Here is a 24,140-nt window from a genome sequence, read left to right on the forward strand (position 1 = left end):
GGCACGCGCCGAAAAAACAAAGGGATCCGGGGCCATGGCGAAAGCAAAACTGACACGTGCTGAACAGAAGATACAACGTCCGTTGCAAATTCTCGATGCCGCATTCGAGGAATTCACCAAAAGGGGATTTACCGCGACACGGGTAGAAGACATCGCGGAACGGGTGGGTGTGACGAAAGGGACGGTCTACGTCTATTTCGAAACCAAGGAGGCGCTCTTCGAGGCAATGGTCAAGCACGCCTCCCAGCCATTCCAGGAAGCGTTCAAGGCCTATGCGCATACATCCGACGACCCCGTCGAGGAGCTGCGCCTGTTACTGGAATTCATGTTCGACGCACTCGTCGACAACAAGAAAATGCGGGAACTGTTCCGCCTCATCCTTGCGGAAGGCGCAAAATTCCCCGATCTCATCGACCAGCATCATGACACGTTGATGGCGCCGGTCTTCGAGCGCATCAATACGATCCTCGAGGAAGGCGTGGCGAAAAAAAGGTTCAGGGCCAATCCCCCCGAACTCGCCAAGGTCGTGATGTCGCCCATGGTCGGAACATTGGTGTTTCGGCTGATTTTCAACGACCGGCGCATTTTAGACAGGCAGGCCGTTCTGAAGATTCATCTCGAACTGATCATGCGCGGGCTGCTGGCATAGGCATCACTGCACGCGGCTGCAGACCTCTATTCCTGACTTTCAAGCCGGTATCGGGAACCGGGATAGAGCAGCCGCACGGACGTGACGGCACGGCTCGACGACCAGGTTCTGCGGCGCACGAGAAGGCAGGGCTCGTTTCGGCTGATGGCCATCAGCTTGCATTCCCAGGGCTGGGGCGACGCCGCCTCGATGAACTGCTCGGTCCGGGAAATAGGTGCCGCCGCCGTCAGATAGGCATTCGGCGTGAGCGTATTGAAATCCTGCATCAGATAATCCGGAGCGATCTCCGCATTGACGAAGCGATCTTCGAGCTGGATCGGCACGTCATCTTCATGGTGCACGATGATGGAGTGGAAAACTTTCGCTCCCACGGCGATCTCGAGCGCCGTTGCGAGATCCGGACCGCAAACTTCCGTCTGGGCGAGGATCAGGCTTGGCCGATGGGTTGAACCGCGCTCCTTGATCTCGTCGGCGATGTTACGCACGCCCATCATGCCGGCGCTTCGCTTTTTAGGAGCGACGAAAGACCCGCGCCCCTGCACGCGAACAATCACCCCCTCGGTTGCCAGCTCCCGCAAGGCGCGGTTTGCCGTCATGCGGCTGACACCCAGCATGTCGACCATCTCGTTTTCTGAGGGTATCCTGTGGTTCGTCAACCACTCTCCGCTGGCGATCTTTTCCTTGATCTGTTCTTTCACCCGCTCATACAGCGGCAGGGAGGAGCGATCGCCCGAGACAGAAAACTCGCTTTCGATGACGGGCAGCATTAAAACTCCTAAAAATCGGGCGACTGCACAAAACGCAGCCAGAATCCGCGCAAGCACAAAATTATCACATCCTATCTTGCTTGTCTTTCGCAAATATGTGAAGTTACATATACAACTTGAGGGGAAAATAATGGCGAGCGAAGACTCGATCTCTGGCAGCCGCAAGTCTCCCGCCGACGGTCGGGGCGATATTCAAATGCCCGCTCAGCGCAAGGGCAGCAGCTGCCATGCCGGAGCTAAAGTTGTATTTGAAGGCTCGCTTGGGCAATATGCGCTGAAAGCTCGCCCTTTTCAGAACCTGCCAGCCGCAGGCGCGTTCGACCCAAAGTCGCCGATACGCGCACCCCATACGAATTTCCCAAAGTTGTATAGTGAACTTCCGGCACGCCGCTTCGAGGTGAACATCGAATTCCATATTGATTCGACGAGCGCCCGGCCGCCGATTTCGACGGGATATGAAATGCACCAATGACCACCGGGCTCAGGGGCAAACACCTGCCCAGGGCGCGCCCGGCTCACGCATGCCAGCAAATTGCCAATCATCAAACCAAAAGGGGAATGCAATGCTGAATTCAAAACTGAAAATCGCGCTGGCCACCACCGCGCTCATCATGGGAGCATCCGCAGGCGCGGCCAAGGCGGAAGGCTATTGCAGCGCAGGAAAGACCATCACCTTCGCCGGCATCGACTGGGAAAGCGGCGCTTTCATCACCGAAGTCATGAAGGAAATCCTTTCCAAGGGCTATGATTGCAAGGTCGATTCCATTCCCGGCAACTCCGTGACGCTGGAACAGGCAACCGCCAATAATGACGTGCAGATCTTCGCTGAAGAATGGATCGGCCGCTCCGACGTCTGGAACAAGGCTGCGGAAGCAGGCCAGGTCACGTCAGTTGGCAAGACCTTCGTCGGCGCCGCCGAAGGCTGGTTCGTGCCGGAATATCTGATCAAGGGCGACCCCGCAAAAGGCATCGAAGCCAAAGCTCCGGACCTGAAGAGCGTCGACCAGCTTTCCGATCCGAAGATCGTCGAACTGTTCAAGGACCCGGAAGAGCCTACCAAGGGCCGCTTCCTCAATTGCCCGTCGGGCTGGACCTGCGAAGGCGTCAACACCGCCAAGCTGCAGGCATACAAGCTGGAAGCAAACTATGTGAACTTCCGCCCGGGCACCGGCACTGCGCTCGATGCCGCAATTGCCGCCGCCTATCTCCAGGGCGAGCCGATGCTGTTCTACTACTGGAGCCCCACGGCAATCATGGGCAAATACAAGCTCGTCCAGCTACAGGAGCCGACCTATAGCGATGCCTGCTGGAAGGAGCTGACAAGCGCGGATGGAAAGCGCGACGCCGGTTGCGCCTTCCCCTCCGTCGAGGTGGCCTATGGCGTGAACAGCACCTTTGCCAAGGAAGCGCCTGAGATCATCGCTATCCTTGAAAAGGCGACCTTCCCGCTGACGGAAATCAACGCCAGCCTCGCCTACATGACGGACAAGCAGGTCGATGCGACAGCCGCAGCCAAGACCTTCCTTCAGACCAAGGCCGATATCTGGAGCAGCTGGGTTTCTGCGGACGCCAAGGCGCGTATCGAAGCCGCCGTCAAGTAAACATCGCAGGCGCGCCGGACTTCCGGCGCGCATTTTCCCGTCAGGACAGGGGCCGGCTCCCGAAATTGGGGTCGGCAGGCGCGAGGACTACACCAATGTTTCCTGAAGTTTTCCATATTTCCATCCGCGGCCCGATCAATGAGATCGTGCGTTCGCTGGTGGTGAACTACGGCTACCTTTTCAAGGCGATCTCACAGACGATCCTGCAGGCGATCCTCTTCGTGGAATGGGCGCTGCGCGGTCTGCCGTGGTGGGTCATTTTTCTGGTCTTCCTGGTGCTCGCCTGGTTCGCGGCGAAAAAGATTTCGCTCGTCATCATGGTGGCGGTGATGCTTTTCATCGTCGGTGCGCTCGGCCTCTGGGATCTGACGATGCAGACGCTGGCGCTGATGCTGATTGCCAGCCTCATCTCCATCGTCATCGGCGTGCCCATGGGTATCCTGCTTGCCAAAAGCGAATGGGCCCGGCGTATCACCCTGCCGATCCTCGATGTGATGCAGACCATGCCGAGCTTCGTGTATCTCATCCCCGCCATCATGCTGTTCGGCCTCGGCAAGGTTCCGGCCGTACTTGCCACCATCGTTTATGCCGTACCGCCGTTGATCCGCCTGACCGATCTCGGCATCCGGCAGGTGGACCGGGAAGTGGTGGAAGCGGCGACCGCTTTTGGCGGCAGCCCGAGACAGATCCTTTTCGGCGTCGAATTGCCGCTTGCCACACCTACGATCATGGCCGGTCTCAACCAGACGATCATGATGGCGCTCTCCATGGTCGTCGTCGCCTCGATGATCGGTGCGCGCGGTCTTGGCGAACAGGTGTTGAACGGCATCCAGACGCTTGATGTCGGCAAGGGCCTCGAAGCAGGTCTCGGCATCGTTATTCTCGCAATCGTGCTCGATCGTATCACCCAGGGTTTTGGCCGATCCAGCCGGAAGGAAATGGGCAATGACTGATATCCATATCCGCAACGTGTCCAAAATCTTCGGCGGCAACTGGAAGGCTGCGCTCTCCATGGCGCAGCAGGGCGCGGAAAAGAGCGAAATCCTGGCGAAGACGGGATGCAGCGTCGGCCTCGACAATGTCAGCCTCGATATAGCGGGCGGCCGCATTTTCGTGATCATGGGCCTCTCCGGCTCCGGCAAGTCGACGCTGGTGCGCCACATCAACCGTCTTATCGAGCCGACGAGCGGCGAGATTCTCGTCGGAGACGACAATGTTCTCGCCCTCAAGGCGAAGGAGCTGCGGGATTTCCGTAATCGGCGCGTCAGCATGGTGTTCCAGAATTTCGGCCTGATGCCGCACCGCACCGTCTTGCAGAACGTCGTTTATGGCCAGCGCGTGCGCGGGCTGACCAAGGCCGACGCACGACCCATCGGCATGAAGTGGATCGAGACTGTCGGCCTTTCAGGCTACGAGGACAAGTTTCCCCACCAGCTTTCCGGCGGCATGAAACAGCGTGTGGGTCTCGCCCGCGCGCTGGCGGCCGATACCGATGTCATCCTGATGGACGAGGCCTTTTCAGCGCTCGACCCGCTGATCCGCGCCGACATGCAGGACCAGTTGCTCCAGCTCGAAAAGAACCTGCACAAGACCATCGTCTTCATCACCCACGATCTTGACGAGGCGCTCCGCATCGGTGCGCAGATCGCGATCCTGAAGGACGGAAAACTGGTGCAGGTGGGAACGCCGGACCAGATCCTCAACAGCCCCGCAAACGACTATGTCGCCCGTTTCGTGGAGCGCCGCGCAGGTGCGGGGGAAGCCCAGCATGGCTGATACGATCACCATCGATCGTCCCCTTACCTGGCAAGAGATCGCCGCTGTCGCAAAGGGTGCGACGCTTTCCCTGTCGGATGCGGCGTGGCAGCGTATTGCCGATGCCCGCGCCATCGTTGATGCACTCGTCGAAAAACGCGTGCGCGGTTACGGCATCAACACGGGTGTCGGTGCGCTCTGCGATGTGATCGTGGATATTCCGCAACAGCAGGCCCTCTCCCGAAACATCCTGCTCAGCCATTCCTGCGGCGTCGGAGAACCGCTCGGGCGCGAAGAAACGCGCGCCATCATGGCTGCCCAGATCAACAACTTCGCGCATGGTTACTCCGGCGTGCAGGTCAAAACGGTTGAAGCGCTGCTGGCCCTGCTGAATGGCGATATTCTTCCCGTCATTCCCTCGAAGGGGTCGGTGGGTTACCTCACCCATGCCGCGGCCATAGGCGTCCTGCTGATCGGCGAGGGCGAGGCCCGCCACGGGAGCGAATTGATCAGCGGCAGGCAAGGGCTGGAAAAGCTCGGCCTCGAACCTATGGTCCTGCAGGCAAAGGAAGGGCTGAGCCTCGTCAACGGCACACCCTGCGCCACCGGTCTCGCCAGCCTCGCACTTGCCCGCACCACTTCCCTTATCGACTGGGCCGATGCGGCAGCTGCTATGAGCTATGAAAATCTTGGCGCACAGGCGGACCCCTTCGCCGCAGAGCCGCTTGCGCTACGCGCCTCGCCCGGCATCCAGACCGTCGGCGCGAACCTGCGCCAACTCCTGGCCGGAAGCCCGCTTCTTGCCCGGTCGGCCGGATCGCGCACGCAGGATCCGCTCAGCCTGCGCGCCGTGCCGCAGGTGCACGGCGCCGTTCGGGATAGCGTCGCGCAGATCGCCGACGTCGTGAACCGCGAGCTTGCGAGCGTCACGGATAATCCTGTTGTCACCGGCACGCCGCAGGCGCCCGAGGTCCATTCCCAGGCCCATGCAGTTGGCGCGGCACTCGGGCTCGCCATGGATGGGCTGGCAACGGCTGCAGCCGAACTTGCCGCGATTTCCGAGCGCCGTATCGACCGGCTCGTCAACCCGCTTGTCAGCGGGCTGTCTGCCTTTCTGGCAGAAAGTGACGGTGTCTGTTCCGGTTTCATGATCATCCAGTACACGGCCGCAGCGCTTGCCGCAGAAAATCGCCGCCTTGCCGCCCCCGCCAGCCTCGATGGCGGCATCACCTCCGCTCTGCAGGAGGACATACTCACTCATGCCACCGCCGCTGCCGACAAGACACTTTCGATTATCGGCAATCTGGAAACCATTCTGGCGATCGAGATCATGAGCGCGGCGCAGGCTTACGACATGCAACCAGACAAAGCCGGCCGTGCACCTAGCACCGATACGCTCTACCAGCGTATCCGGACGGCAGTGCCATGTTACCGCGACGACCGGCCGCTCAACCACTTGCTGGCTTCTGTGCGGGAAATACTGCGGACCACGCATGCGGGGATACGCGCCGACGCGGGTTAACTGCTGTGCCGGAAATTTTAGTGGAAGAGGTTACTCTTTACCGGTCCTCTGAGCGATGAAAACCGCTTCCGCACGCGCTGGCGACATGGGCCAGATCCGCCGTGTAGGCGGCGGGTCCCCCTGCCGAATGGCCTCGACGATCTTTTCCATTTGCGCCGGGCCTTCAGTATCGCGGCTTTCGCCTTGATCGTCATCGAATGAAGATGATTGATACGCATCGTCTGCAGATTGAGGTTGCCCCGTGCGACATGCGGGTCGATCTTGCTGAATAGCGCCTAATAAAAGGATGAGGTATGCGCCAGAACGCCCGTATATCCCTGGCGACATAGCTTTCGAGGATACGTTTGAGCGACCTTTCGAGCGCTTCCACGATGGCAGCATCGCGGCGCTCGGCACAAGGGCACGCCGCCATTCCAGCGCACCGCGAATTTCGCAGATCTGCTTCGCCTCATTCAAGTCGAGAAAAAATCACTGCAAATCAATGTATTAGTTGATTTTTATGGCGGAGAGGGTGGGACAATCCGCCAGATTGCCGCGCGATACCCGCGTTTCCAAGGTGTCCGATAAAGCCCTGACTACGCTACGGAAATTGCGATACCCGGCGGTGTACCCCAAGCGATACCCGCTGGCAAGGACCGCGACCCAACGCACGTTTCCATGATTGAAATCAGGTCCTCATCTGACCCGGCACGGGTTCCCCTCAGCTTCCCCACGACGAATCTCCTTCGCTTCGGACCGAGCCGCTTGTCTCGATCCGATCGCCTACCGCGACCGCTCCTCCCGATTAGTCGCGTGGCCCCGCGCTTCTGTGACAGTCTCATGGGCTGCTCAGAAACGGCCTGCGGCCTGCGGCATCCCCCTTTGGAGGGGCATGCCTCTCCCGAGCATAGCACCCCATGCGACAGTCAACCTCAGCCTGACCGTCGTGCCATCCTGAATCACGTTAACATCTTCGACGCCGTGTTTCCGGGAGCATCAAAATCATTTCCGATCGCCCTGGGCTCAATTCTCTGAATCTGCTATAAAATTCATGTTTTCAATGAGTTACGGGGAATATTGGTGCGAACGAAAAAGACCCTCATTCGAGGCCTCGCCATCGACGTGATCGTTGTCGAAACGATGCACACGGATGCCGTCGGAACACTCTTCTACATTGCTATGATTTATGTCCGCCATCGTCGAACTGGTGCGCAGCACCTAGTTCAGAGGACTCGCATTGCAAACTCCGGACAAGCCCTTGCCCGCGACGTCCAACGCAACGGCATTCGCGTATTCGATCGGATCGGATCAAAGCCGTCGTCCTCTCTCCGAGGCACTAGCTTCAGTCAATAGGCGCTCTCGCGCAATCTGACAGAAGCAAACGCTTGACCTTGCCGCTTGCGGAACTCACGCGGCGAACGCGCATATCCAGCTTGTTGGGGGCACCGACGTTGCTCCCGTGAAGAGACCATGTTAACAGCGCGAGGTTCCCGACAGCGAAGTCGCCTCCCGGTCTCATCGGGACGATACGGTCGAACTGATCAACGTAAACACGTGAATTTCGCGACATCGAGTTGTAGCGGGTTACATTTCCTCGCAAAACTTCCAGCCCTACGGCTTCCTCACGAGTATTTACCCAGTCTTTGGTGCCTTCATCAAATTTGACCAACTCCTGCTTCGTGGAACCTATCGAGATGGTACCTATCGTTCCATCGGCTCCGATGGGGCGGTGTGCGTCTTGAAGGCTTCCTTCGAGGACTTCGGCCAACTCATCGAAATCCACTGGAGGATGTTTCAGAGGTGGGGGGTCTTTCCTTTCGTACAATTTTCGAAGGCTCGTGGTCTCCGGCTCCGCATCGAGACTTCCCGTCGCCCGCTTGAATGCGGTCTTCAAGAAATCATACAACATCGGCCCGCCAAGAGCTGCCGCAATTCCAGTGGTTGCTGGATAGGCCTCAACAAGGACTATCAACTCGAATATGAAGCTGCCTTGACGAGCAGGCTTCAAAAGAACCGAGGCGTTTTTCAAGGCTGTCGCCCGAGTGGTGATTTCTCCCGTCATGTATGCATGAAGAGCAATATGGACGGCCCTAGTAATTCCGTCGATAGATGTTACCCCATCGTAGCCCGGAAGCGCATTTTGATCCGCTAACCCACCCTCGTAGCGAATTTTCAATTTATGCTCAGCTAATATAGCCATTACTCCCCCTCAAGAATCATAACAATATTGGCCAAGAATTCGACTACTGGTCACGTTATGTCAACTTAAACGGGTTTGACGCTTCTTCTGCATCTCATGTGGGGGTTGCGCGGTCCACCGCGACGTCCGGAAGTGCGGTCTCTGAGCATCGGGATCCTTCAGGGCGTATCGCGGACTACGAGACCTTGCAACTCTAAAACCTCGGCCTCAGTGCAGGCCCCGGCGCCCCCGCGTCGTCAGTCGCACACGAGGAGGCTACGGCGCTCGTCTGACGCTCAAGCTGCCATCGTCGGGCCACCATCATCGCCCGGTCCCGGATTTCCTCTTCAGGACGATCATGTCCAACTATGCGAAGCGCGATCCAGTCCCGTGTCTTGATCACCTCCCGCAGCCACTCCAGGGCCTCCGGCGGAACGCGCTCTTCAATTATGATCCGCGCGCGGTCCTTGGTCGTCCGGCGATCCAGATCCTTGACCAGACGATTCCAAGAAGGCCGAAGCTTCGGCCGATCGACCGGATACCAACCCGGCTCAAGGCCGCGTTCTCGTGCCCATGCGTCAGCGCCAAGCTCATAGTCGGGGGGCCGTATTCGGCGATCCCCGCGGAAATTATTTCCGCGTCCGGAAAGCGGGGAGGCAGCAGTGCTTTCCGGAAGAAGCGCCAGCATCGCCGACAACAGGCCGAGCAGATGGAGCACGGTTCTCGAAGCAGGATCGCGGCGGCGCCGTCTGGCAACGTTGCGGCGAATCCAATCCGCGCAGGTCCTCCTTCGCTTACTCTGCTTGATTTCCCTGTCCATACGCGACCTCCCCAATCCTTCAGGAAAGGATGAGGCAGCGGAAGGACCGGCGCAAATCCGGGGCAACTACGCGACGTCGCTGTCCTTCAGATACTCCGGCAGCTTCGATTTCCATTCGCTCATTAGGATAAGCGAGCATTCGACCGTTGCACCGTCATTCTGCACGAGCTGAAGCTGTCCCGCAGGAACCGTCGAATCCCAGGCGAAGCTCTCCGAGAGGAGTTTCAGAAGCTCGCGCTTGTAGGCGGTGTCGAGGTTATCCAACTGGTCGCCCTTGGTCTCCAGAACGGTGATGCGGGTGCTGCCGTTGTCACGATTGGCGGCGAAGACGAAGTCCGGGTAGACCTTGGCCCGCTTCCAGCCTTGCAAGCCATACTGAGTCCGGGCAACGTTGCGATGCCACCACTTCAAGGCCTTGTCTTCATCCAGGTAGACGGCCACCTGTTGTTCGTCGCCATTGAGTTCGTTGGCAAAGACCGGAGAGAACAGGCTCTTTTCCAGAGGACTGCCATCACTCCGGGGAAGGTGCTGCAAGCTCGCGGGCTCGGGCATTTCGTATTCGAAAGGCATACGCCAGTTCTTGCTGTCGAGGCGAAGCCGGAACTGAATCCTTCCGGCCTTGACCCTGTCCCGGAACAGGCTCTCTGCCAGTCCTGTTCGGGCGGCATCCAACTTGCGGCGCATCTCCTCGACAATCAGCCCGGCGAGCTCTCCGATCTTCTCGACGGTGAATCCACGCGCGACAAGGGCATCGACCAGTTTCCCGATGATCGCTCGCCCCACGAAAGGATTCGGCACGAGGTCGGAAATCACCCGCACAGCGTAGGACGGATCGAAGACGAGGCTTTCCGCAGCCGCTGCCACCCGCTCCGCCTTGAAATGCTCGCTCGTATCCGTGAGGCTGATGCGCTGAATCTGTCCTTCCGGGCGATGGGCGTTGTCCGGTATCCCGTCGGCGATGTCCTTGGGATTGAAGCCGCGCCAATCCACATTGGCGAGAATGTCCGTCTCGTAATCGAGCGGACGGACATGCTCGCCATCCACATGCAGAACCAAAGGCAGGTAAATGTCGGTCGATGTGAAATCCTTGCGGCGCTGGATGGTGCGACTAGCCTTCGCGGTGCTGGTGGCGTCCGTCTGAACGACCCGCAGCACCAGATCGCCCAGCCCATCCCCTTCAAGAGCCTTCTTGATGGCATTCACGACGTCGCCAGTTCCGGCGTGATGGGTCACGACGTAGCATTCGTCCAGTTCCGGAATCCCGGTTTTCATGGCAGCCGGCTGGCGCAGAATGCGGCCCACAAGCTGGGTCATGGCGTTCAGGTTGGAACTGGCGGCCAAGGAGCACAGGACATAGGCGAAGGGGCAGTCCCAGCCTTCCTGAAGCGCGGACTTGGTAATGATGGCCCGCACGCGGTTTGTCGGGGAAAGCAGGTCGAGATTTTCCGGCTGGTTGAGGTCGTTCGTCTCCGCCGTCTTCACGGCAATTTCGGCCTCATCGAATCCAGCTGTCAGCAGCCATTCTTTCACGTCGTCGGAATGGATGAATTCGGCATTGCGCTGATCCTTGCCCGTCCGCTCCACTTGCACAAGCATGATGGGGCGAATGTAGCGCCCGGTATCGGCCCGGAATTCGGCAGCCTTGGCATCCAGGAGGTCTAGCTGCTTCAGGGATTCATTCAGCGTGCTCTTCCAATCCGTTCCCTGCTTGGGAATGAGGTTGAGCGGCATCTTGATCATGCCCTCGCCATCAAGCTCCAGACCAGTCACCTCCACCAGAACGTTTGAATAACGGCCTTCGCGGGGGTCGTTGCCGCCGCGTGGCTGGACATCGTGCGGCGTCGCCGTCAGTTCCAGCACGAAGCGCGGATTGAAGCCATAAAGCGTATTGAAGGCAAGGTCGGAAACCGCCTTGTGTCCTTCGTCCAGCACGACGACGGGGCGGATGATGCGCAGCGCATTGCCGAGCGAATCCTTCACCATCGGAAACAGATCGTCGTAGCAATCGAGATTGCCGACGGCCTTGATCAGGTCGGCATGCGCCTTCTGGTCGCCCTCCGGGGGCGTGAATCCTGCGACGTCGCCGCGGTCCCGGAACATTTTCAATGTGTCCTTGGTCTCTCGGTTCGCCGACTGGAGCATCAGCAGCATCACACAAAGCTGACCTTCCACGTCGCGGGCGTCGAGCCGATCGGATTTCTCCATGATCTTCACGCGCCCCGCAGCGGCGCGGTCCAGAACCTGCCGATAGGGGTCCTGCCGATCCTTCAGCCGCTTCAGGGTCTGGCTGTAGATCGCTTCATTCGGCACGATCCAGAGCACGAATCCCGTGTTCCGGTTCAGGAAGCGTCCGAAAATCCGGGAGAGCGCATTGGCGGCGAGAAAGGTCTTTCCGCCGCCCGTGGGAATCTTGAAGACCGCGTTCGGCACGGTCCGGCCAACGCCGTCGGCCCTCGGTGAAAAGGGAATGGCGGCGCGCGATGTCGGCAACTTGCCTGCCGTCGCCATTCGCTCCCATGCCTTCCTAGCGTAGTCCGGGAGTTCGATGCCGAGATCGGGCTGTTCGGCGACGAGCGCAGCCACCTTATCGGCCTTGGCCTTCTCATCTCCCAGTAGGTCAAGATAGGCGTCCAGTGTTTCCAGCACGCGCTTCTGGTAGTCGAGTTCGCGCAACATCGCGGTCAGCTCCGCTCAATACGATAGAGCGCGAAGGGCAGCGGCACGAACTCGACGGCAATGTTTTCCTCAGCCAGCAGTTTCTGGGAGACGTAGCGGGCGGGAGCGAAGACGAGGTGTCTGTCTTCCGGGTACGCAGCGGCGAACTCCCTTGCATTCGAGAGCGTCAGAGCCGCGTCCGGAGATTTCAGCCATTCAAGATCCGGCCTGTAGATCAGCCAGACATGCTGGCCGCTGCTGGCACCCAGATAGCCCTTCTCGAAATCCGCCGCCGCCGGATTAAAGGAATGGTTGGTGGCGGTATGGAACAGCACTGATCCAAGTGCCGCGAAGTCTGGAAGAGTTTCGCCTGTCAGGATCTTGTCCAGCTCCACTGCCGGACCCAAGGTGCAATAGGTGAACTCACCGCCGAGTCCTTCGGCGCGTTCGGCAACGGCCTTCTCGCCCGTCACGACCAGTTCCGAATCCTTGATTTCCTTCTTGATCCGGTCGAACTCGTGTCCATGCAGGTTCTCAATGGCCTGCACCTTGTCTGTCAGCACGTTCGGCTTTTCCAGCGTTCGCCAGTTGATCCGCTCCCGGAGAAGCTCCGTCTTCTGCGTTCCCTTGAGCTTGTATCCATTGATGACGCGGCGCACGCGCTCGGCCGTCAGCGTGTCCGCGTTGACGTCGTCTCCTTCGTCCATCTGGATGAGTATGAAACGACGGCAGCCGCTATCTTGCTTGTTAAGATTGAGCAAGGCGTGGGCGGTCGTTCCGGATCCTGCGAAGCTATCAAGGATTAAGCTGTCTGGTCGGGAGGCAATAGTGAGGATCTTTTCCAGCAGACGGACGGGCTTGGGTGTTTGGAAGGGCACGCCGAGATTGAATGCCGTAAGCTCTTTTGCTGCCTCATCGGTGTGACCGGAATTCGTGTGAGGCCACCAGGTTGTTGGAACCACAGTTCCAGCATCCTTCAAGTACCGCTTGTACGACGGGGCGCCGTCGCCGCTTTTGCCGAAGTAGGCGAGCCCTTGCGCTACGATTTCCAGCCATTTGCTCTCCTCTCTTGACCAGCATCTACCCGGCGGGGGGAGCTTGACAGAACCTTTCTCGGTAATGATCGGGTAAGATAGGTTCTCTCGTACGTTCGGCGCATCCCATGGAATTGCTCTCCACGGACCCTCTGTATCACCGTCGACATTTGAATACTGCTTCGCCTGCTCTTCATCCCGAGGAAGCTGATTTCTCAAACGCTTCCATGTTTCTGGCGCCTTTGAATAGACAAGAACGTAGTTATGAGAGTTGGAAATCGTTGTGTCGTTCGATACAGAATACCGCGCTTGCCAAGCGATCGAGGCGACAAAGGCGTCCTCCCCGAATATCTCGTCCAGTAGTAGCTTGCCTCTGTGACTTTCGTTGTCATCGAGTGTGATCCAGATGCTACCGTCTTCGGCGAGGAGCTCCTCAAGAAGTCTCAACCGGGGCCACATCATCGCGCACCATTTGTCATGGCGCAGGCCGTCATCGATCCCGATAGGATTGGACGCAAGCCATTCCTTGATCATAGGCGAATTGACGTTATCGTTGTAGGCCCAGCCTTCATTGCCCGTATTGTAGGGAGGGTCGATGAAGATGCAGTCCACCTTGCCAGCATAGATCGGCAGCAGGGCCTTCAGGGCATGCAGGTTGTCGCCCTGGATGATCAGGTTGCCATCCAGCCGGGGCGTGCCGATCCCCTTTTCGGCGTGCATTTCCAGCGGACGGAATGGAACCGAGAGGTGATGATTATAGACGAATTCCTTGCCCTTGAAATTCAGCTCCGTCATCGTGGCCCCCAACATATTCGCGTATCAAATCAGGCCCCACTTAGAATCCCTACCGCCTCAAAAAGCAAGGGAGAAGGGTGAGCCAGTCCACTATGGTGTTCTGGGAGGAGGCACGGAATGCGACGTCGGGGGCAGTCAGTCCCGCGTGTGCGGCGCTTCACTGCCGCTCCTGTGGCTGCCACCGGGAACCGATCACCGCATGGGCGAATGCCCGCGGTCCCGCCAAGGCGGCGCGATGCTGACCGCTCCGATATGCTCATCTCGCATGGGATCCCGGAACAAGTCCTACATCGGGCCGAACGTTCGTTACGGGGATAGACAAATCCTTGTCGTGAGAACAGCCGGCAGCCGGGGCGGCGGCAAGACTGGATTCACTGCGTTTCGGGATGGGTTCGGATACGGAAGCATCTGCCAAACGCGCTGTACAGGCCTGAATCCGCCCTTCAATTTGTTGACACAGACCGTTTCCGGCCAAAATCACGGCCTTGGGCTCGGTCGCCCGGAAGGAGACGGCTGCGTCTCCGGGAGCCTTAGTTTGGCCAGTTCCCGCCAGGCGGCGTCGCGCTGGATGCCGACTTCGGCAAGGTTCTGCTCTATGGTCCGGCGCTTCTCTTCCGCCGCTCTTCGCGCCGCGTCGGCGGCACTGGCACGTTCGGCTGTCGCCGCTGCCTGATCCCGGAGCAGGGACATTTCCGAATCCACCGACTGCCGGATTCGATCCCTGATCCTCGATACCCGGAAGCCGTCCCAGAACGTCCGCAGCAGGCCGGGTAACTGTTGAATCCTTGCCGCTGCCTTCTGGACCCGTTCGGCCTCTGTCCGGACACGCGCCATCATGCTCCTTGCGCGCCGCTGTTCGGCAACCGCTCGGTCCTGCGCAACCAGCGCGGCGGCGGTCGCCTCCTTCGCGGCTCCCATCTGGCGCATGGATTCGGCTCTTGCGGCGTCCGCTTCGGCTCGGAGTTTTCCGGCATCTGCTACGGCGGTTGCCATCAGGGTCTCAGTTTCAGTTTTCGTGCAGGCGACGAAGGATTCGACCTTTCTTTGAATAGCGTCGGCACGATCGAGAGAGGCGCGCAGCGCGTTCGCCTGCGTCCTCTCGGCCTGCCACTCGGCACGCGTCAGGCGACGTCGCGCGGGGCCAAGGCGGGTCAGGCCGCACTGCACCGCCACGGTCTCGAAATATGAATCCTGCCAGGCGCGCATGGCGGCACGGTAGGCAGCGTCACCACGGCGGTTCAGAGTCTTTGAATCCTCATCTGCACCGGGACGGGCTTGCATGACCGCAGTCTTGGCAGCTTGCCCCGGATGAAGCGCCGCTGCCTTTAGGTCCTGCGATGGCGGCAAGATGTAGGCGTGAAGGTGCCAGTAGGTTTCATCCTCATGCCGGACAACAGAGACGAGAGCATCGCCATACAGCTCCCGGAGCCAGTCCACCGTGAGTTCCTCCCAACGATCGACTTCGGACCGCTTCCGAGGATCGGCATGGACTTCATCCACGGTATGGGGATGGCTGGCGACGACCGTCAGCAGGGTGTGCTGATCGACGCGAATCTTACGCGGCTTTCCGCCCTTCGGTGTTGTGCGCGCTGCGTCGGCAGCCGCATCATGCAAGGACTCGACCTCTTCCGGGTTCACCCCGTACACGACGATCGGCGTTCCCGGAACAGGGACATGGATCGACGCCGCAGGATCGCGGCGCGCTTCGGCCAGAACGAATCCCGTCGAACGCCCCTTGGTGTCCGGCTTCCTCGCGTAGGATTCGAGATGGACGAATTGAAAGGCCATGCGCCGTCACCTGTTCAGATAGGCGATGGCCTGAGCATTGCTTTCCTCATCACGATCGAAGCCGATGTCCCGGCGATGTCGAACAACCCACTGCTCTACATCCGGATCGGCCCAGCCGCCTAGATGATATGCGGCGCAGTCAAGACAAAGCCAGCGGCTATCAGAGGTTTGAACGTCCGGCACGGCCTCGCAATGAGGGAGAATGTTCATGACTGTCCCATCGCCGAACCTGATGACGGCTTGCCCTTCGCATTCCATCCGAACCATCGGCCGCTCATATTTCTGCATCACGATCCTCCCAAATGATGTTCATGGAAGAATCGTGTCTGCCGGCGGAGCAGGGAACAAGAAGATTTAGTGACCGACTAAAGCTTTTCCCTCCCAACCTCTTGAGGGTTTCCAGTCAAAGCATCGGCTCTTCGAGGAGGCCTTCAGCCGGACCATGCCGTGGGATCGGCAAGTAGCCATCGTCACACCGATGAGGAGCACGGGCCACATCGGCAGGCACACGGGGGCAGGCCGCCGACCACATCTGACGGCGAGGACTTGCGTTTGTAGTCCAATACCGCATCATCCATATGTTTTCGTTCACTTATCTCCGATATGCGCCGATGCCCGTTCGAAGGCCGCCTTCATCGTCGCGACCAGTTCATCCTTTGCGGTTTCCGGCACGATGAAGCTGTCATGGACTGGCAGTACGACGATCCCCTTCTTCACGCACATCTCCGCCAGGACGAAGCGGCACATCTCCGAATCCACGTTCTGCAATCGCAGCCCAATGCCGCTATGAAAATAACGCGCCACGTTCGGATGCCGATTCTTCATGTCGTAGATCAGGTCGCGGGCGGATACTTCGCAGCCGTCAAGGTAAGGAAGCAGCGCGCCATGTGCCTGATGATAGCCCGAAGCATTCAGGAGCACATTGAAGGCGATCTTGCACAGCTTCCTGTCCCAACCAGGAAGCGTGTAGGCATCGCCATCCAGGTGCTCCCCGGCAAGCCCATACAGCAGCCTCGGGTGAAGCTGCTCATAATCGACTTCCGTCGTGCGCTGGCCGTCGAGAATGAAGTGCTGCCGATCCTTCGACTTCACCGACTGCCACCAGCCCCCATAGAAGCGCCCTCCGTGGGTCCAGCCACCATTGAACACCCGGTACAGGGACAGCATGTCCGGATACACCGAATGCTCCCCAAACCGGATCACGTCGCCATCGAAATGGGCGTCCGGTGCATTCAGGGAAATGTCCGCCTCTCCGATCAGGCGGTTCACCTTCTCCACCAACTTGCGCTCCCGATGCGTCCGTTCGGTATCCCGGTAGGCAACGAGGGAACCTGCTGAATCCTTCAGCCGGATCAGTTCGCCCGGCCTCCGACGAAGTTTCACCATGCTGGCACCCGCAAGCCAGGCTGCGGGCCGATAGCTCGACTGAATCCCGGTCGCCCGTCCTCCGGGCTGAAGATCATGGTCGACAAGGATTCCAGCAGCGATGAGGGCGTCCACGGCAGGCACGACGGTGTCATAGGTGAACTCACGGCCCCGGTATCGGCTGCTCTCCGTCCACCACCCCTTGCGGCGGGAATAGGAGATGCGGCGGAGCGGTTCGCGGCGTGCCGACATGATGGCATCGGCGACAATGACGGCCTGCACGTGCGCGGCCTTCGCCGACCGTGCGGTTGGCATGGAAACATGCTGGCCGATTTCATCGACATCGACCGACCAATCGAGGCAGAGCAACCTGTCCCGATCTCCCGGCCAAATTTGTTGACGCTGTAGGGTGTGAAGTTCTGATGTCCGGGCTGGCTTATCTACCAGCCCCCGGCTCACCGACCCGTACTGTGGGTCTTTACAATTTCAGCGCCGACGTTCAACATTTTCGAACACACCTTGAAAAGACCGCCGGAGGGTTCCAGCCCGATGATGGCGGTCTTTTCAATGGTCAATCGTCGGCGAGCAAAGGTCAAGCGACCCGAGCTACATCTTCCGGGGCTTCGGACCTGACAACCGCTTCTTCCGGGCGATCCTATCGAAATCCAACCCCCGGAAGACAGAAAAGTCGATTCCCGGATCAAGGGGAAGCTCAGCGATCTGCCGCGCCTGCCGCTCACCCAGATTCATGAATCCGTAGTTGTCGTGTTCGTCACTCCCGACCTGATGACCGGACTGCATGCGCCTGGCGCGGCCCTCGATCTTCGCATCCCGCATATCGTCGATGTTGCCACCACGCAATGAATGGAACACCTCTCTGCCGCCAGCTTCTCCATCCTCGCCTTTCCTTTTCTTCTGCTTGATTCCGGCGCGCTCGAACAAACGGTTCATGTATGAGGATGCACTCTTGCTGGGATCTGCAAGCCCCATCAGATTAGGGAACAGGAAGCGACCCTTCTGCCGGACGGCCCATTCGACAAACCCGATCTCACTCAGGAACTGATGCAGAACAAAGTAACTTGTGCTTGCTTCGGTCTTGTGCGGTGTCGATACCCAGACACCGTCGATCTTCTTGACGCTGGCGAGCTGCGCCACCCAGACACCCGAGAACTTCTCGCGGAAATCATTGCCCGTCAGGTGAATAAGAAGGCCGATGCGACGACCCGTCAGATGGCCGAGCAACGGCAGCATCACGTCCTCCATCAGCCCGGAAGCCACCCCGGTGCTGAACACCTGGCTGATCTTGCGTGTCGCCAGCGGCTCAGATTTCACCGCTGCCGCAGCGGTCGAGGGGTAAACGAGTCTCGGTCCCGGAAAGGGATCAGGATATTCTCCGTCGGTCATCAAGGAACGGATGGCAGCCTTGACGACGGCGACATAGCCTTCCTGAAGGGACTTGAGGGTCAGCGGTTGCAGATGAAGGTCACGGTTGCCGTCAATGATCTGCATGGCAGACATGGTGGGATCACGCAGATTGTTGTCTCCGGGCCAAAACTGCATAAGGTCGATGAAGGCTTGGAGATCAGTGAGATTGTAGGTATCGACGGGGTGATCGCCGATCAGTTCGATGAAGACGTCGAGCCTGGCGCGGGCCGTCTTTATGTCCTTGGCACCCTTCGGACCACTCCTGAGCTTTCGCTTCTCAAGGTACTCGCCCATGATCTCGCCAAGGCGCGGCAGGTTTGATGGTTTACGCGCCACGGTCCTGCGATCAAGCTTGAAAGCGGGAATCAACTTGCCACTCTTGTCGCGTGCCGCCTGCGGCGGCGTCTCGATGACAGGCTGAAGTGGAACGGCAGCAGGCTCATGAACAAGGGCGGCGGGGGCAACAGATGAGCGGGCGGTCTGGCCTAGCTTGGCAAGAGCCGTCTGCTCCAGCAATCGAGCATTGCTGACGATCAGGTCGCTATACGGCTCGCCGTCCTCCTGCTTTCGAAGCTCCCGATGCAAACCGACCAGATCGCGTATTCCGGCAGTCTTCTGCAACTCCTCCGGGGTGAGCGGTGGATCGGGCTGATTGATGATCCGCAGGTAGGCTTTCAGTTCACCGCGCATCTCGATGAGAGCTTCGGCGGAAGCCTCCGGAGTCATCTCCGGGTCGGTATCCGTTGCACCCTTTCCGGGTTCATTCATGTGTCGCATCCTCATCGTATCGAACAACAGTCTTGCTCGTGCGGCCAACAGATCGGCAAACAGCCTTGCCCGCCGATGGGAACACGCCCCCAGACTCAGTCGAACGGGAGGAGGAGTACGTCCACCTCCCAAGTCCTTCGGGATCTTTATCTGGAAAATGTAAACGGACCCTGATCTGACAAGATAGGGTCCCGGCCCGCGCGCCTTTCCCGGCGTCGAGATTTCAGTGCCTTCGTTCGATCGTTCCAGCGATACCCCAGGCTGTACCCCGCGCGATACCCGCATGTTTTCTGCTCCCGGTAAGGCCGCAGGCAACCGGAGGCTTTACGTGAAAATCCAAGGATTTGCGGGATAAGTGGCGGGGAGTGAAATCAAAGTGGCGGAGAGGGTGGGATTCGAACCCACGATACCCTTGCAGGTATGCCGCATTTCGAGTGCGGTGCATTCGACCACTCTGCCACCTCTCCGCATGCGCGAACGCTTGCGTTGCGCGCTCCTCTTAAACATCAATGACGTGACTGACAAGGGGAATTTCGTGTTTGTGTCACAAATTATTCGTCATGGATGAGGCTAGGGAAATGCTTCGGCTTCCGGCTGTTTTTGGCGGATATTTTGACGTGACGCGCACGAACCGCGACGGTGCGCGTCATATTCGGCAGCGGCGTTAGAGCCGTTGATAACGCCGCAAGATTTCCACGATTCTGTCATCCTGCTCTTTATCCGGCAGAAGGGCCGGTTGGCGGCTGGCACCGACAGAAGAGTCCTGAAGATAAAGCGAGCGTTTGACCATGGCCGGTGCGAAACCGAGTGCGTAGAGATCAGTGCGGAAGTCCGCGTAGATTGCCTGCTGGCGTTCGGCCTCAGCGATGTCACCGGCGTTGAAAGCACTGAGAATGCCGGCGAGCACATCCGGCAATGCGTTGCCGAGGCCGGAAATGCAGCCTGCGGCACCGTTCTGCAATGACCAGAGAACGAGGTGGTCCGGGCCGGAATAGACCTCGAAACCGGGCATCTCCTTCGCCACCTGAAGATAGGCCTCCAGCGTCTGCTGTGCACCGCCGGAATCCTTGATACCGGCGATATTGCCATGGGCCGCGAGTTTGCGGGCGGTTTCCGGCTCTATGTGGTTCTGGGTTCGGGCGGGAATGTCGTAGAGATAGATCGGCGTTTCAACGGCGTCGGCCACCGTCGAAAAATGGCGGATCAGCCCGTCCTGCGTACAGGCGATGAAGAAGGGTGTGATGACGGCGATACCGTCGACGCCGATGCGGTCGAAGGCCTCGGCGAGCTGCAGGGTTTCGTAAGTGGCGGGCATGCCGGCATTGACAATAACCCGGGCGCGGCCTGCCACTTCGTCCACCACCTCTTCCGTCAGCCGGATTTTTTCCTCATGCGTCAGCGCGGTGAAATCGCCATTGGTACCGGCGCACATGATGTTGTTGCCGGCCGCCACCTGGTGGCGCACCTGCGCGCGTGTCGCCTCGTAATTGATGGTTTCGTCTTCGTTGAAACAGGTGACGAGCGCGACGAAGGCTTGTTTGGTCATGAAAGAACTCCGCTTGGATTTCCAATAGTGTGATCGGCACCGGCCGGACGACGCGTAGGCTGCATATCGGGGTCGGGATCGAGGCTGGCCGAAAGGAGCGCACGCGTATAGGCTTCGCGCGGCGCCTCGAAAACCTGCCGAACCGTGCCGAACTCCACCACCTCTCCCCGCTGCATGACCATGACGTGATCGGCAAAATCCCGGACCACGGGCAGGTCATGAGCGATGAAGATGAAAGAAAGGCCCATCTCGCGGCGAAGCTTGTCCAGAAGCGCAATAACCTGCGCCTGAACCGAAACGTCGAGCGCCGAGACCGCCTCGTCGCAGATGATGAGCTTCGGCTCCAGCGCCAGCGCACGGGCAATGGCAATCCTCTGCCGCTGGCCGCCGGAGAACTGATGCGGATAACGGCGCATATGTTCCGGCGAAAGGCCGACCTGATGCAGCAATTCCGCGACCCGTTCGCGCCATTTCGCCTTGGGTAATATATCGGGATGGATGACCCAGGCTTCAGAAATAAGCTGGAACACCGTCATTCGGGGATTGAGCGACTGGGTGGGGTCCTGAAACACCATCTGCAGATCGCGCCTGAGCGCGAAGAGTTCCGCAGGCGAGAGCTGGAAGAGGTCCCGCCCCTTCCACAAAGCACTGCCCGCATCCGGCTCGTCGAGCCGCAAGAGAATGCGCGCCAGCGTCGATTTGCCAGAACCGCTTTCGCCGACAACGGCAATGGTTTCCCCGGCCATGAGATCGAAGGAAACACCCTTCAGCGCCTCGAAGGCGCCGTAACGCTTGCGCACGTCGCGCACGCTGAGCAGCGCTTCGCCCGCCGCCTGCGGCTCGTGCATTTCGCCTCTGCCGGGTGCGGCGCTGATGAGCTTGCGGGTATAGGGGTGCTGCGGATTACGATAGACCTCACGAACCGTGCCGGCCTCAACCAGAACGCCCTTTTCCATCACCACCACCCGGTCGGCGATTTCGGCGACAACGCCGAGATCATGGGTGATGATGAGCACGGCCATGCCGGTCTCCCGCTGCAATTCCTTGAGCAGCGAAAGCACTTCTGCCTGCACCGTCACGTCAAGCGCGGTGGTCGGCTCGTCGGCGATCAGGAGATCAGGCCGAAGCGCAAGCGCCATGGCGATCATCACGCGCTGACGCTGGCCGCCGGAGAATTCATGCGGGTATTTCTTCAGGGCACCGTCGGGATCGGGAATGCCGACGCGTGCGACAAGCCGCCTCGCCTCCGCTTCGGCCTCCGCTTTGCCCATGCCATGGGTGGTCATCGCCTCGCGTATCTGCCAGCCGACGGTATAGACGGGATTGAGATGGCTGAGCGGGTCCTGAAAGATCATGGCGATACGCCGGCCGTTAATCTCGCGGCGCGCTTCAACCGGCATTGTCAGAAGGTCCTGACCGTCGAGCAGTATCTGGCCGCTGCTGATATGCCCGGGCGGCATGTCGATGAGGTTCATGATGGCCGACGATGATACCGACTTGCCCGAACCGCTTTCGCCGAGGATAGCCAGCGTTTCGCCGCGGTCGATATGGTAGGAGACATCCTTCACCGCATGGACGATACCGCTTGCGGTGTGGAACTCCACGGAAAGGTTGCGCACGTCGAGAAGATGGTTAGCCATGTTTGCGGCCTTTCATTTCCAGCCGCCAGCGCTGCACGGGATCAAGCGCGATGCGCAGCCAGTTGGAAAGCAGGTTGAGCGACAGGGTGGTGAGGATGATGGCGAGCCCCGGCCAGAAAGAGAGCCACCAGGCATTGGTGAGATATTGCCGCCCCTGCGAAATCATCAGGCCCCAGGTGATTTCCGGCGGCTGAATGCCAATGCCGAGAAAAGACAACGCGCTTTCCGCCAGCATCACATAGGCAAAATCGAGTGTCGCAAGAGTCGTCAGTGTTGGCAGCACCACGGGCAATATGTGGCGGAACAGAATGCGTTTGCCCGATGCGCCCATCACGCGCGCTGCCTGCACGAACATGCGTTCGCGCACTTCCAAAACCTCCGCCCTCGTGGTGCGGATGTAAACGGGAATGCGGGTGATGGCGAGAACCAGCATCAGGTTGAGGATGGAGGAGCCGAGCAGATAAAGCACGATGACCGCGATCAAGAGCGACGGGAACGACATGATCACATCCGCGAGCCGCATGATGATCTGGCCGACACGGTTTGAGGAAAAACCGGCAATCAGGCCGAGCACGGTGCCAGTTATGGCGGAAAGAAGCACTGCGCCGGCCGCAATCATCATCGTATTTTGCGTGGCGGCGACGATGCGCGCGAGAAGCGAACGGCCGAGCGCGTCCGCCCCCAGCCAGAAATACCACTCGCGCTGCCAGTCGAACGGGGCGAGATTGCGTCCGCGCAGGTTCTGTTTCGTCGCGAGATCACCGAGCCATGCCGGGCCGACAAAAGCGAGGATAACGACGATGATAAGGAAGATCGCGGCACAGAGCGCGAATTTATCCGCCCACAACATGCGCAGCATGCGCGTTGCGAAGGAGGGTTCGGCTATGATCTCGGTGTCGGCGTTGGAAAGGCTCATGGCTGAAGGGCCTCCTCAGTGCCGGATACGCGGATCGAGGAGCGCATAGGCGATATCGATCAGAAGATTCATCAGGAAGATCGCCAGCGCGGTCACGAGAATGGCGGCCAAAACGACGTTGAAATCGCGCTGAAGAATGGAATCGATCATCAGCTTGCCGACACCGGGAAAGCCGAAGATGGTTTCGACGATGACCGCACCGTTGAGAAGGCTTGCCGCCTGGTCGCCAATGACGGTGATGACAGGCAGCATGGCGTTTCGCAAGGCGTGAATGAAGATGATGGGACCCGATTTCACGCCCTTGGCGCGCGCTGTCTTGACATAGGCCGAAGACAGCGCACCGATCATCGAGCCGCGCACCACTTGCACGATAATACCGAAGGGGCGCACGAACAGGACCGCGATCGGCAATATCCAGTGCAGCACGGAGCCCGTGCCTGACGTGGGCAGCCAGGCGAGATTGACGGAAAAAACCACGATCGCCACAATCGCCAGCCAGAAATCCGGCACGGATGCACCGATGAGCGAGATGCTCGAGGCCATACGGTCGAAGAAGCCACCGGAGCGGAAAGCCGCAAGCGAACCCACGACGATTGCGGCGGTTGTGACCAGCGACATGGTGATGACCGCAAGCCACAGCGTCCAGACGAAAGCCTCCAGCACAACATCCAGTGCCGGGCGGGCTTTTCTGAGCGATTCTCCCAGATCCCCCGTCATCACATCGCCCGCATAACGCAGAAACTGCACCATCAGCGGATCATTCAGCCCGTGCAGCGCCCGAAACTGCTGCTTCAACTCCTCCGAAGCCTCCACCGGCAGAAACAGCGCGGCCGGGTCCCCGGTCAAGCGGGACAAGAAGAAAACCATAACGATGAGGCCGATCAGGGAGATCAGGCTCGCAACGGAACGTTTTCGGATGAAGCTCAGCATGGTTGC

At 59.4% G+C, this 24,140-nt stretch carries 19 protein-coding genes and 1 tRNA gene; 6 read left to right on the forward strand and 14 right to left on the reverse strand.

Going from position 1 to position 24,140, the window contains the following annotated elements; all coding sequences use genetic code 11:
• Positions 1-34 precede the first annotated feature (34 nt).
• On the forward strand, positions 35-649 hold the full coding sequence (locus tag DA915_RS16640) for a TetR/AcrR family transcriptional regulator (protein WP_003506076.1): 615 nt from the start codon (positions 35-37) through the stop codon (positions 647-649).
• Positions 650-675: 26 nt separating this feature from the next.
• Here the strand turns inward: DA915_RS16640 and hutC are convergent, their stop codons facing one another.
• Positions 676-1,416, reverse strand: a complete 741-nt coding sequence (hutC, locus tag DA915_RS16645) for a histidine utilization repressor (protein WP_020012277.1) — start codon at positions 1,414-1,416, stop codon at positions 676-678.
• Between hutC and DA915_RS16650 the strand changes: the two genes are divergently transcribed.
• The 5 genes from DA915_RS16650 to hutH all read left to right on the forward strand — a co-directional run bounded on the left by DA915_RS16650 (position 1,403) and on the right by hutH (position 6,294).
• Positions 1,403-1,888 (forward strand): hypothetical protein, encoded by a 486-nt coding sequence (locus DA915_RS16650; protein ID WP_244600750.1) that lies wholly within the window; start codon positions 1,403-1,405, stop codon positions 1,886-1,888. The genes hutC and DA915_RS16650 overlap by 14 nt on opposite strands.
• Positions 1,889-1,979: 91 nt before the next feature.
• A complete protein-coding gene (locus DA915_RS16655) occupies positions 1,980-3,017 on the forward strand; it encodes an ABC transporter substrate-binding protein (RefSeq protein ID WP_003506073.1) in 1,038 nt (345 codons plus the stop codon).
• Between the two features lie 95 nt (positions 3,018-3,112).
• Positions 3,113-3,970 carry a proline/glycine betaine ABC transporter permease gene (locus DA915_RS16660; protein ID WP_003506072.1) on the forward strand — a complete coding sequence of 286 codons (858 nt, stop codon included), beginning with the start codon at positions 3,113-3,115 and terminating at the stop codon, positions 3,968-3,970.
• Positions 3,963-4,793: a glycine betaine/L-proline ABC transporter ATP-binding protein gene (locus tag DA915_RS16665; RefSeq protein ID WP_107676649.1), complete on the forward strand. Its 831-nt coding sequence runs from the start codon at positions 3,963-3,965 to the stop codon at positions 4,791-4,793. The genes DA915_RS16660 and DA915_RS16665 overlap by 8 nt, the downstream gene beginning before the upstream one ends.
• On the forward strand, positions 4,786-6,294 hold the full coding sequence (gene hutH / locus DA915_RS16670) for a histidine ammonia-lyase (protein ID WP_107676650.1): 1,509 nt from the start codon (positions 4,786-4,788) through the stop codon (positions 6,292-6,294). The genes DA915_RS16665 and hutH overlap by 8 nt, the downstream gene beginning before the upstream one ends.
• A gap of 1,321 nt (positions 6,295-7,615) precedes the next feature.
• On the opposite strand, the gene DA915_RS16680 is transcribed toward hutH, so the two are convergent.
• The 13 genes from DA915_RS16680 to DA915_RS16740 form a co-directional block, all read right to left on the reverse strand.
• Entirely contained in the window at positions 7,616-8,473 is an 858-nt protein-coding gene (locus DA915_RS16680) for a hypothetical protein (RefSeq protein ID WP_107676651.1), read from the reverse strand.
• 193 nt (positions 8,474-8,666) lie between these two features.
• Entirely contained in the window at positions 8,667-9,272 is a 606-nt protein-coding gene (locus DA915_RS16685; RefSeq protein WP_107676652.1) for a hypothetical protein, read from the reverse strand.
• Between the two features lie 66 nt (positions 9,273-9,338).
• Positions 9,339-11,948 (reverse strand): DEAD/DEAH box helicase, encoded by a 2,610-nt coding sequence (locus tag DA915_RS16690; protein WP_192886583.1) that lies wholly within the window; start codon positions 11,946-11,948, stop codon positions 9,339-9,341.
• Positions 11,949-11,953: 5 nt separating this feature from the next.
• Positions 11,954-13,756 (reverse strand): site-specific DNA-methyltransferase, encoded by a 1,803-nt coding sequence (locus DA915_RS29290; RefSeq protein WP_107676726.1) that lies wholly within the window; start codon positions 13,754-13,756, stop codon positions 11,954-11,956.
• 477 nt (positions 13,757-14,233) lie between these two features.
• Entirely contained in the window at positions 14,234-15,544 is a 1,311-nt protein-coding gene (locus tag DA915_RS16700; protein ID WP_107676653.1) for a hypothetical protein, read from the reverse strand.
• 6 nt (positions 15,545-15,550) lie between these two features.
• On the reverse strand, positions 15,551-15,832 hold the full coding sequence (locus tag DA915_RS16705) for a hypothetical protein (RefSeq protein WP_107676654.1): 282 nt from the start codon (positions 15,830-15,832) through the stop codon (positions 15,551-15,553).
• A 300-nt stretch (positions 15,833-16,132) separates the two neighbouring features.
• Positions 16,133-17,278 carry a hypothetical protein gene (locus DA915_RS16710; RefSeq protein ID WP_107676655.1) on the reverse strand — a complete coding sequence of 382 codons (1,146 nt, stop codon included), beginning with the start codon at positions 17,276-17,278 and terminating at the stop codon, positions 16,133-16,135.
• A gap of 237 nt (positions 17,279-17,515) precedes the next feature.
• Complete coding sequence (locus tag DA915_RS16715; protein WP_107676656.1) at positions 17,516-19,102, reverse strand: hypothetical protein; 1,587 nt, start codon at positions 19,100-19,102, stop codon at positions 17,516-17,518.
• A 377-nt stretch (positions 19,103-19,479) separates the two neighbouring features.
• Positions 19,480-19,569: transfer RNA gene (locus tag DA915_RS16720), tRNA-Ser, on the reverse strand.
• Between the two features lie 197 nt (positions 19,570-19,766).
• Positions 19,767-20,648, reverse strand: coding sequence for a dihydrodipicolinate synthase family protein (locus DA915_RS16725; RefSeq protein WP_107676657.1), 882 nt, complete (start codon positions 20,646-20,648; stop codon positions 19,767-19,769).
• Positions 20,645-22,288: an ABC transporter ATP-binding protein gene (locus DA915_RS16730; RefSeq protein WP_107676658.1), complete on the reverse strand. Its 1,644-nt coding sequence runs from the start codon at positions 22,286-22,288 to the stop codon at positions 20,645-20,647. The genes DA915_RS16725 and DA915_RS16730 overlap by 4 nt, the downstream gene beginning before the upstream one ends.
• Positions 22,281-23,204, reverse strand: a complete 924-nt coding sequence (locus tag DA915_RS16735) for an ABC transporter permease (protein WP_060726971.1) — start codon at positions 23,202-23,204, stop codon at positions 22,281-22,283. Before DA915_RS16735 ends, DA915_RS16730 begins: the two co-directional genes overlap by 8 nt.
• 15 nt (positions 23,205-23,219) lie before the next feature.
• Positions 23,220-24,134: an ABC transporter permease gene (locus DA915_RS16740; protein ID WP_003506052.1), complete on the reverse strand. Its 915-nt coding sequence runs from the start codon at positions 24,132-24,134 to the stop codon at positions 23,220-23,222.
• Positions 24,135-24,140: the final 6 nt, after the last annotated feature.

The sequence above is a fragment of the Agrobacterium sp. LAD9 genome, assembly GCF_003031125.1.
In the GTDB taxonomy this organism is placed as follows: domain Bacteria; phylum Pseudomonadota; class Alphaproteobacteria; order Rhizobiales; family Rhizobiaceae; genus Agrobacterium; species Agrobacterium radiobacter.

What these genes read in the sequence shown, in the direction of transcription:
- DA915_RS16640 (WP_003506076.1), top strand. Translation starts at nt 35, where the DNA reads ATGGCGAAAGCAAAACTGACACGTGCTGAACAGAAGATACAACGTCCG.
- DA915_RS16650 (WP_244600750.1), top strand. Translation starts at nt 1,403, where the DNA reads ATGACGGGCAGCATTAAAACTCCTAAAAATCGGGCGACTGCACAAAAC.
- hutC (WP_020012277.1), bottom strand. Translation starts at nt 1,416, where the DNA reads ATGCTGCCCGTCATCGAAAGCGAGTTTTCTGTCTCGGGCGATCGCTCC.
- DA915_RS16655 (WP_003506073.1), top strand. Translation starts at nt 1,980, where the DNA reads ATGCTGAATTCAAAACTGAAAATCGCGCTGGCCACCACCGCGCTCATC.
- DA915_RS16660 (WP_003506072.1), top strand. Translation starts at nt 3,113, where the DNA reads ATGTTTCCTGAAGTTTTCCATATTTCCATCCGCGGCCCGATCAATGAG.
- DA915_RS16665 (WP_107676649.1), top strand. Translation starts at nt 3,963, where the DNA reads ATGACTGATATCCATATCCGCAACGTGTCCAAAATCTTCGGCGGCAAC.
- hutH (WP_107676650.1), top strand. Translation starts at nt 4,786, where the DNA reads ATGGCTGATACGATCACCATCGATCGTCCCCTTACCTGGCAAGAGATC.
- DA915_RS16680 (WP_107676651.1), bottom strand. Translation starts at nt 8,473, where the DNA reads ATGGCTATATTAGCTGAGCATAAATTGAAAATTCGCTACGAGGGTGGG.
- DA915_RS16685 (WP_107676652.1), bottom strand. Translation starts at nt 9,272, where the DNA reads ATGGACAGGGAAATCAAGCAGAGTAAGCGAAGGAGGACCTGCGCGGAT.
- DA915_RS16690 (WP_192886583.1), bottom strand. Translation starts at nt 11,948, where the DNA reads ATGTTGCGCGAACTCGACTACCAGAAGCGCGTGCTGGAAACACTGGAC.
- DA915_RS29290 (WP_107676726.1), bottom strand. Translation starts at nt 13,756, where the DNA reads ATGACGGAGCTGAATTTCAAGGGCAAGGAATTCGTCTATAATCATCAC.
- DA915_RS16700 (WP_107676653.1), bottom strand. Translation starts at nt 15,544, where the DNA reads ATGGCCTTTCAATTCGTCCATCTCGAATCCTACGCGAGGAAGCCGGAC.
- DA915_RS16705 (WP_107676654.1), bottom strand. Translation starts at nt 15,832, where the DNA reads ATGCAGAAATATGAGCGGCCGATGGTTCGGATGGAATGCGAAGGGCAA.
- DA915_RS16715 (WP_107676656.1), bottom strand. Translation starts at nt 19,102, where the DNA reads ATGAATGAACCCGGAAAGGGTGCAACGGATACCGACCCGGAGATGACT.
- DA915_RS16725 (WP_107676657.1), bottom strand. Translation starts at nt 20,648, where the DNA reads ATGACCAAACAAGCCTTCGTCGCGCTCGTCACCTGTTTCAACGAAGAC.
- DA915_RS16730 (WP_107676658.1), bottom strand. Translation starts at nt 22,288, where the DNA reads ATGGCTAACCATCTTCTCGACGTGCGCAACCTTTCCGTGGAGTTCCAC.
- DA915_RS16735 (WP_060726971.1), bottom strand. Translation starts at nt 23,204, where the DNA reads ATGAGCCTTTCCAACGCCGACACCGAGATCATAGCCGAACCCTCCTTC.
- DA915_RS16740 (WP_003506052.1), bottom strand. Translation starts at nt 24,134, where the DNA reads ATGCTGAGCTTCATCCGAAAACGTTCCGTTGCGAGCCTGATCTCCCTG.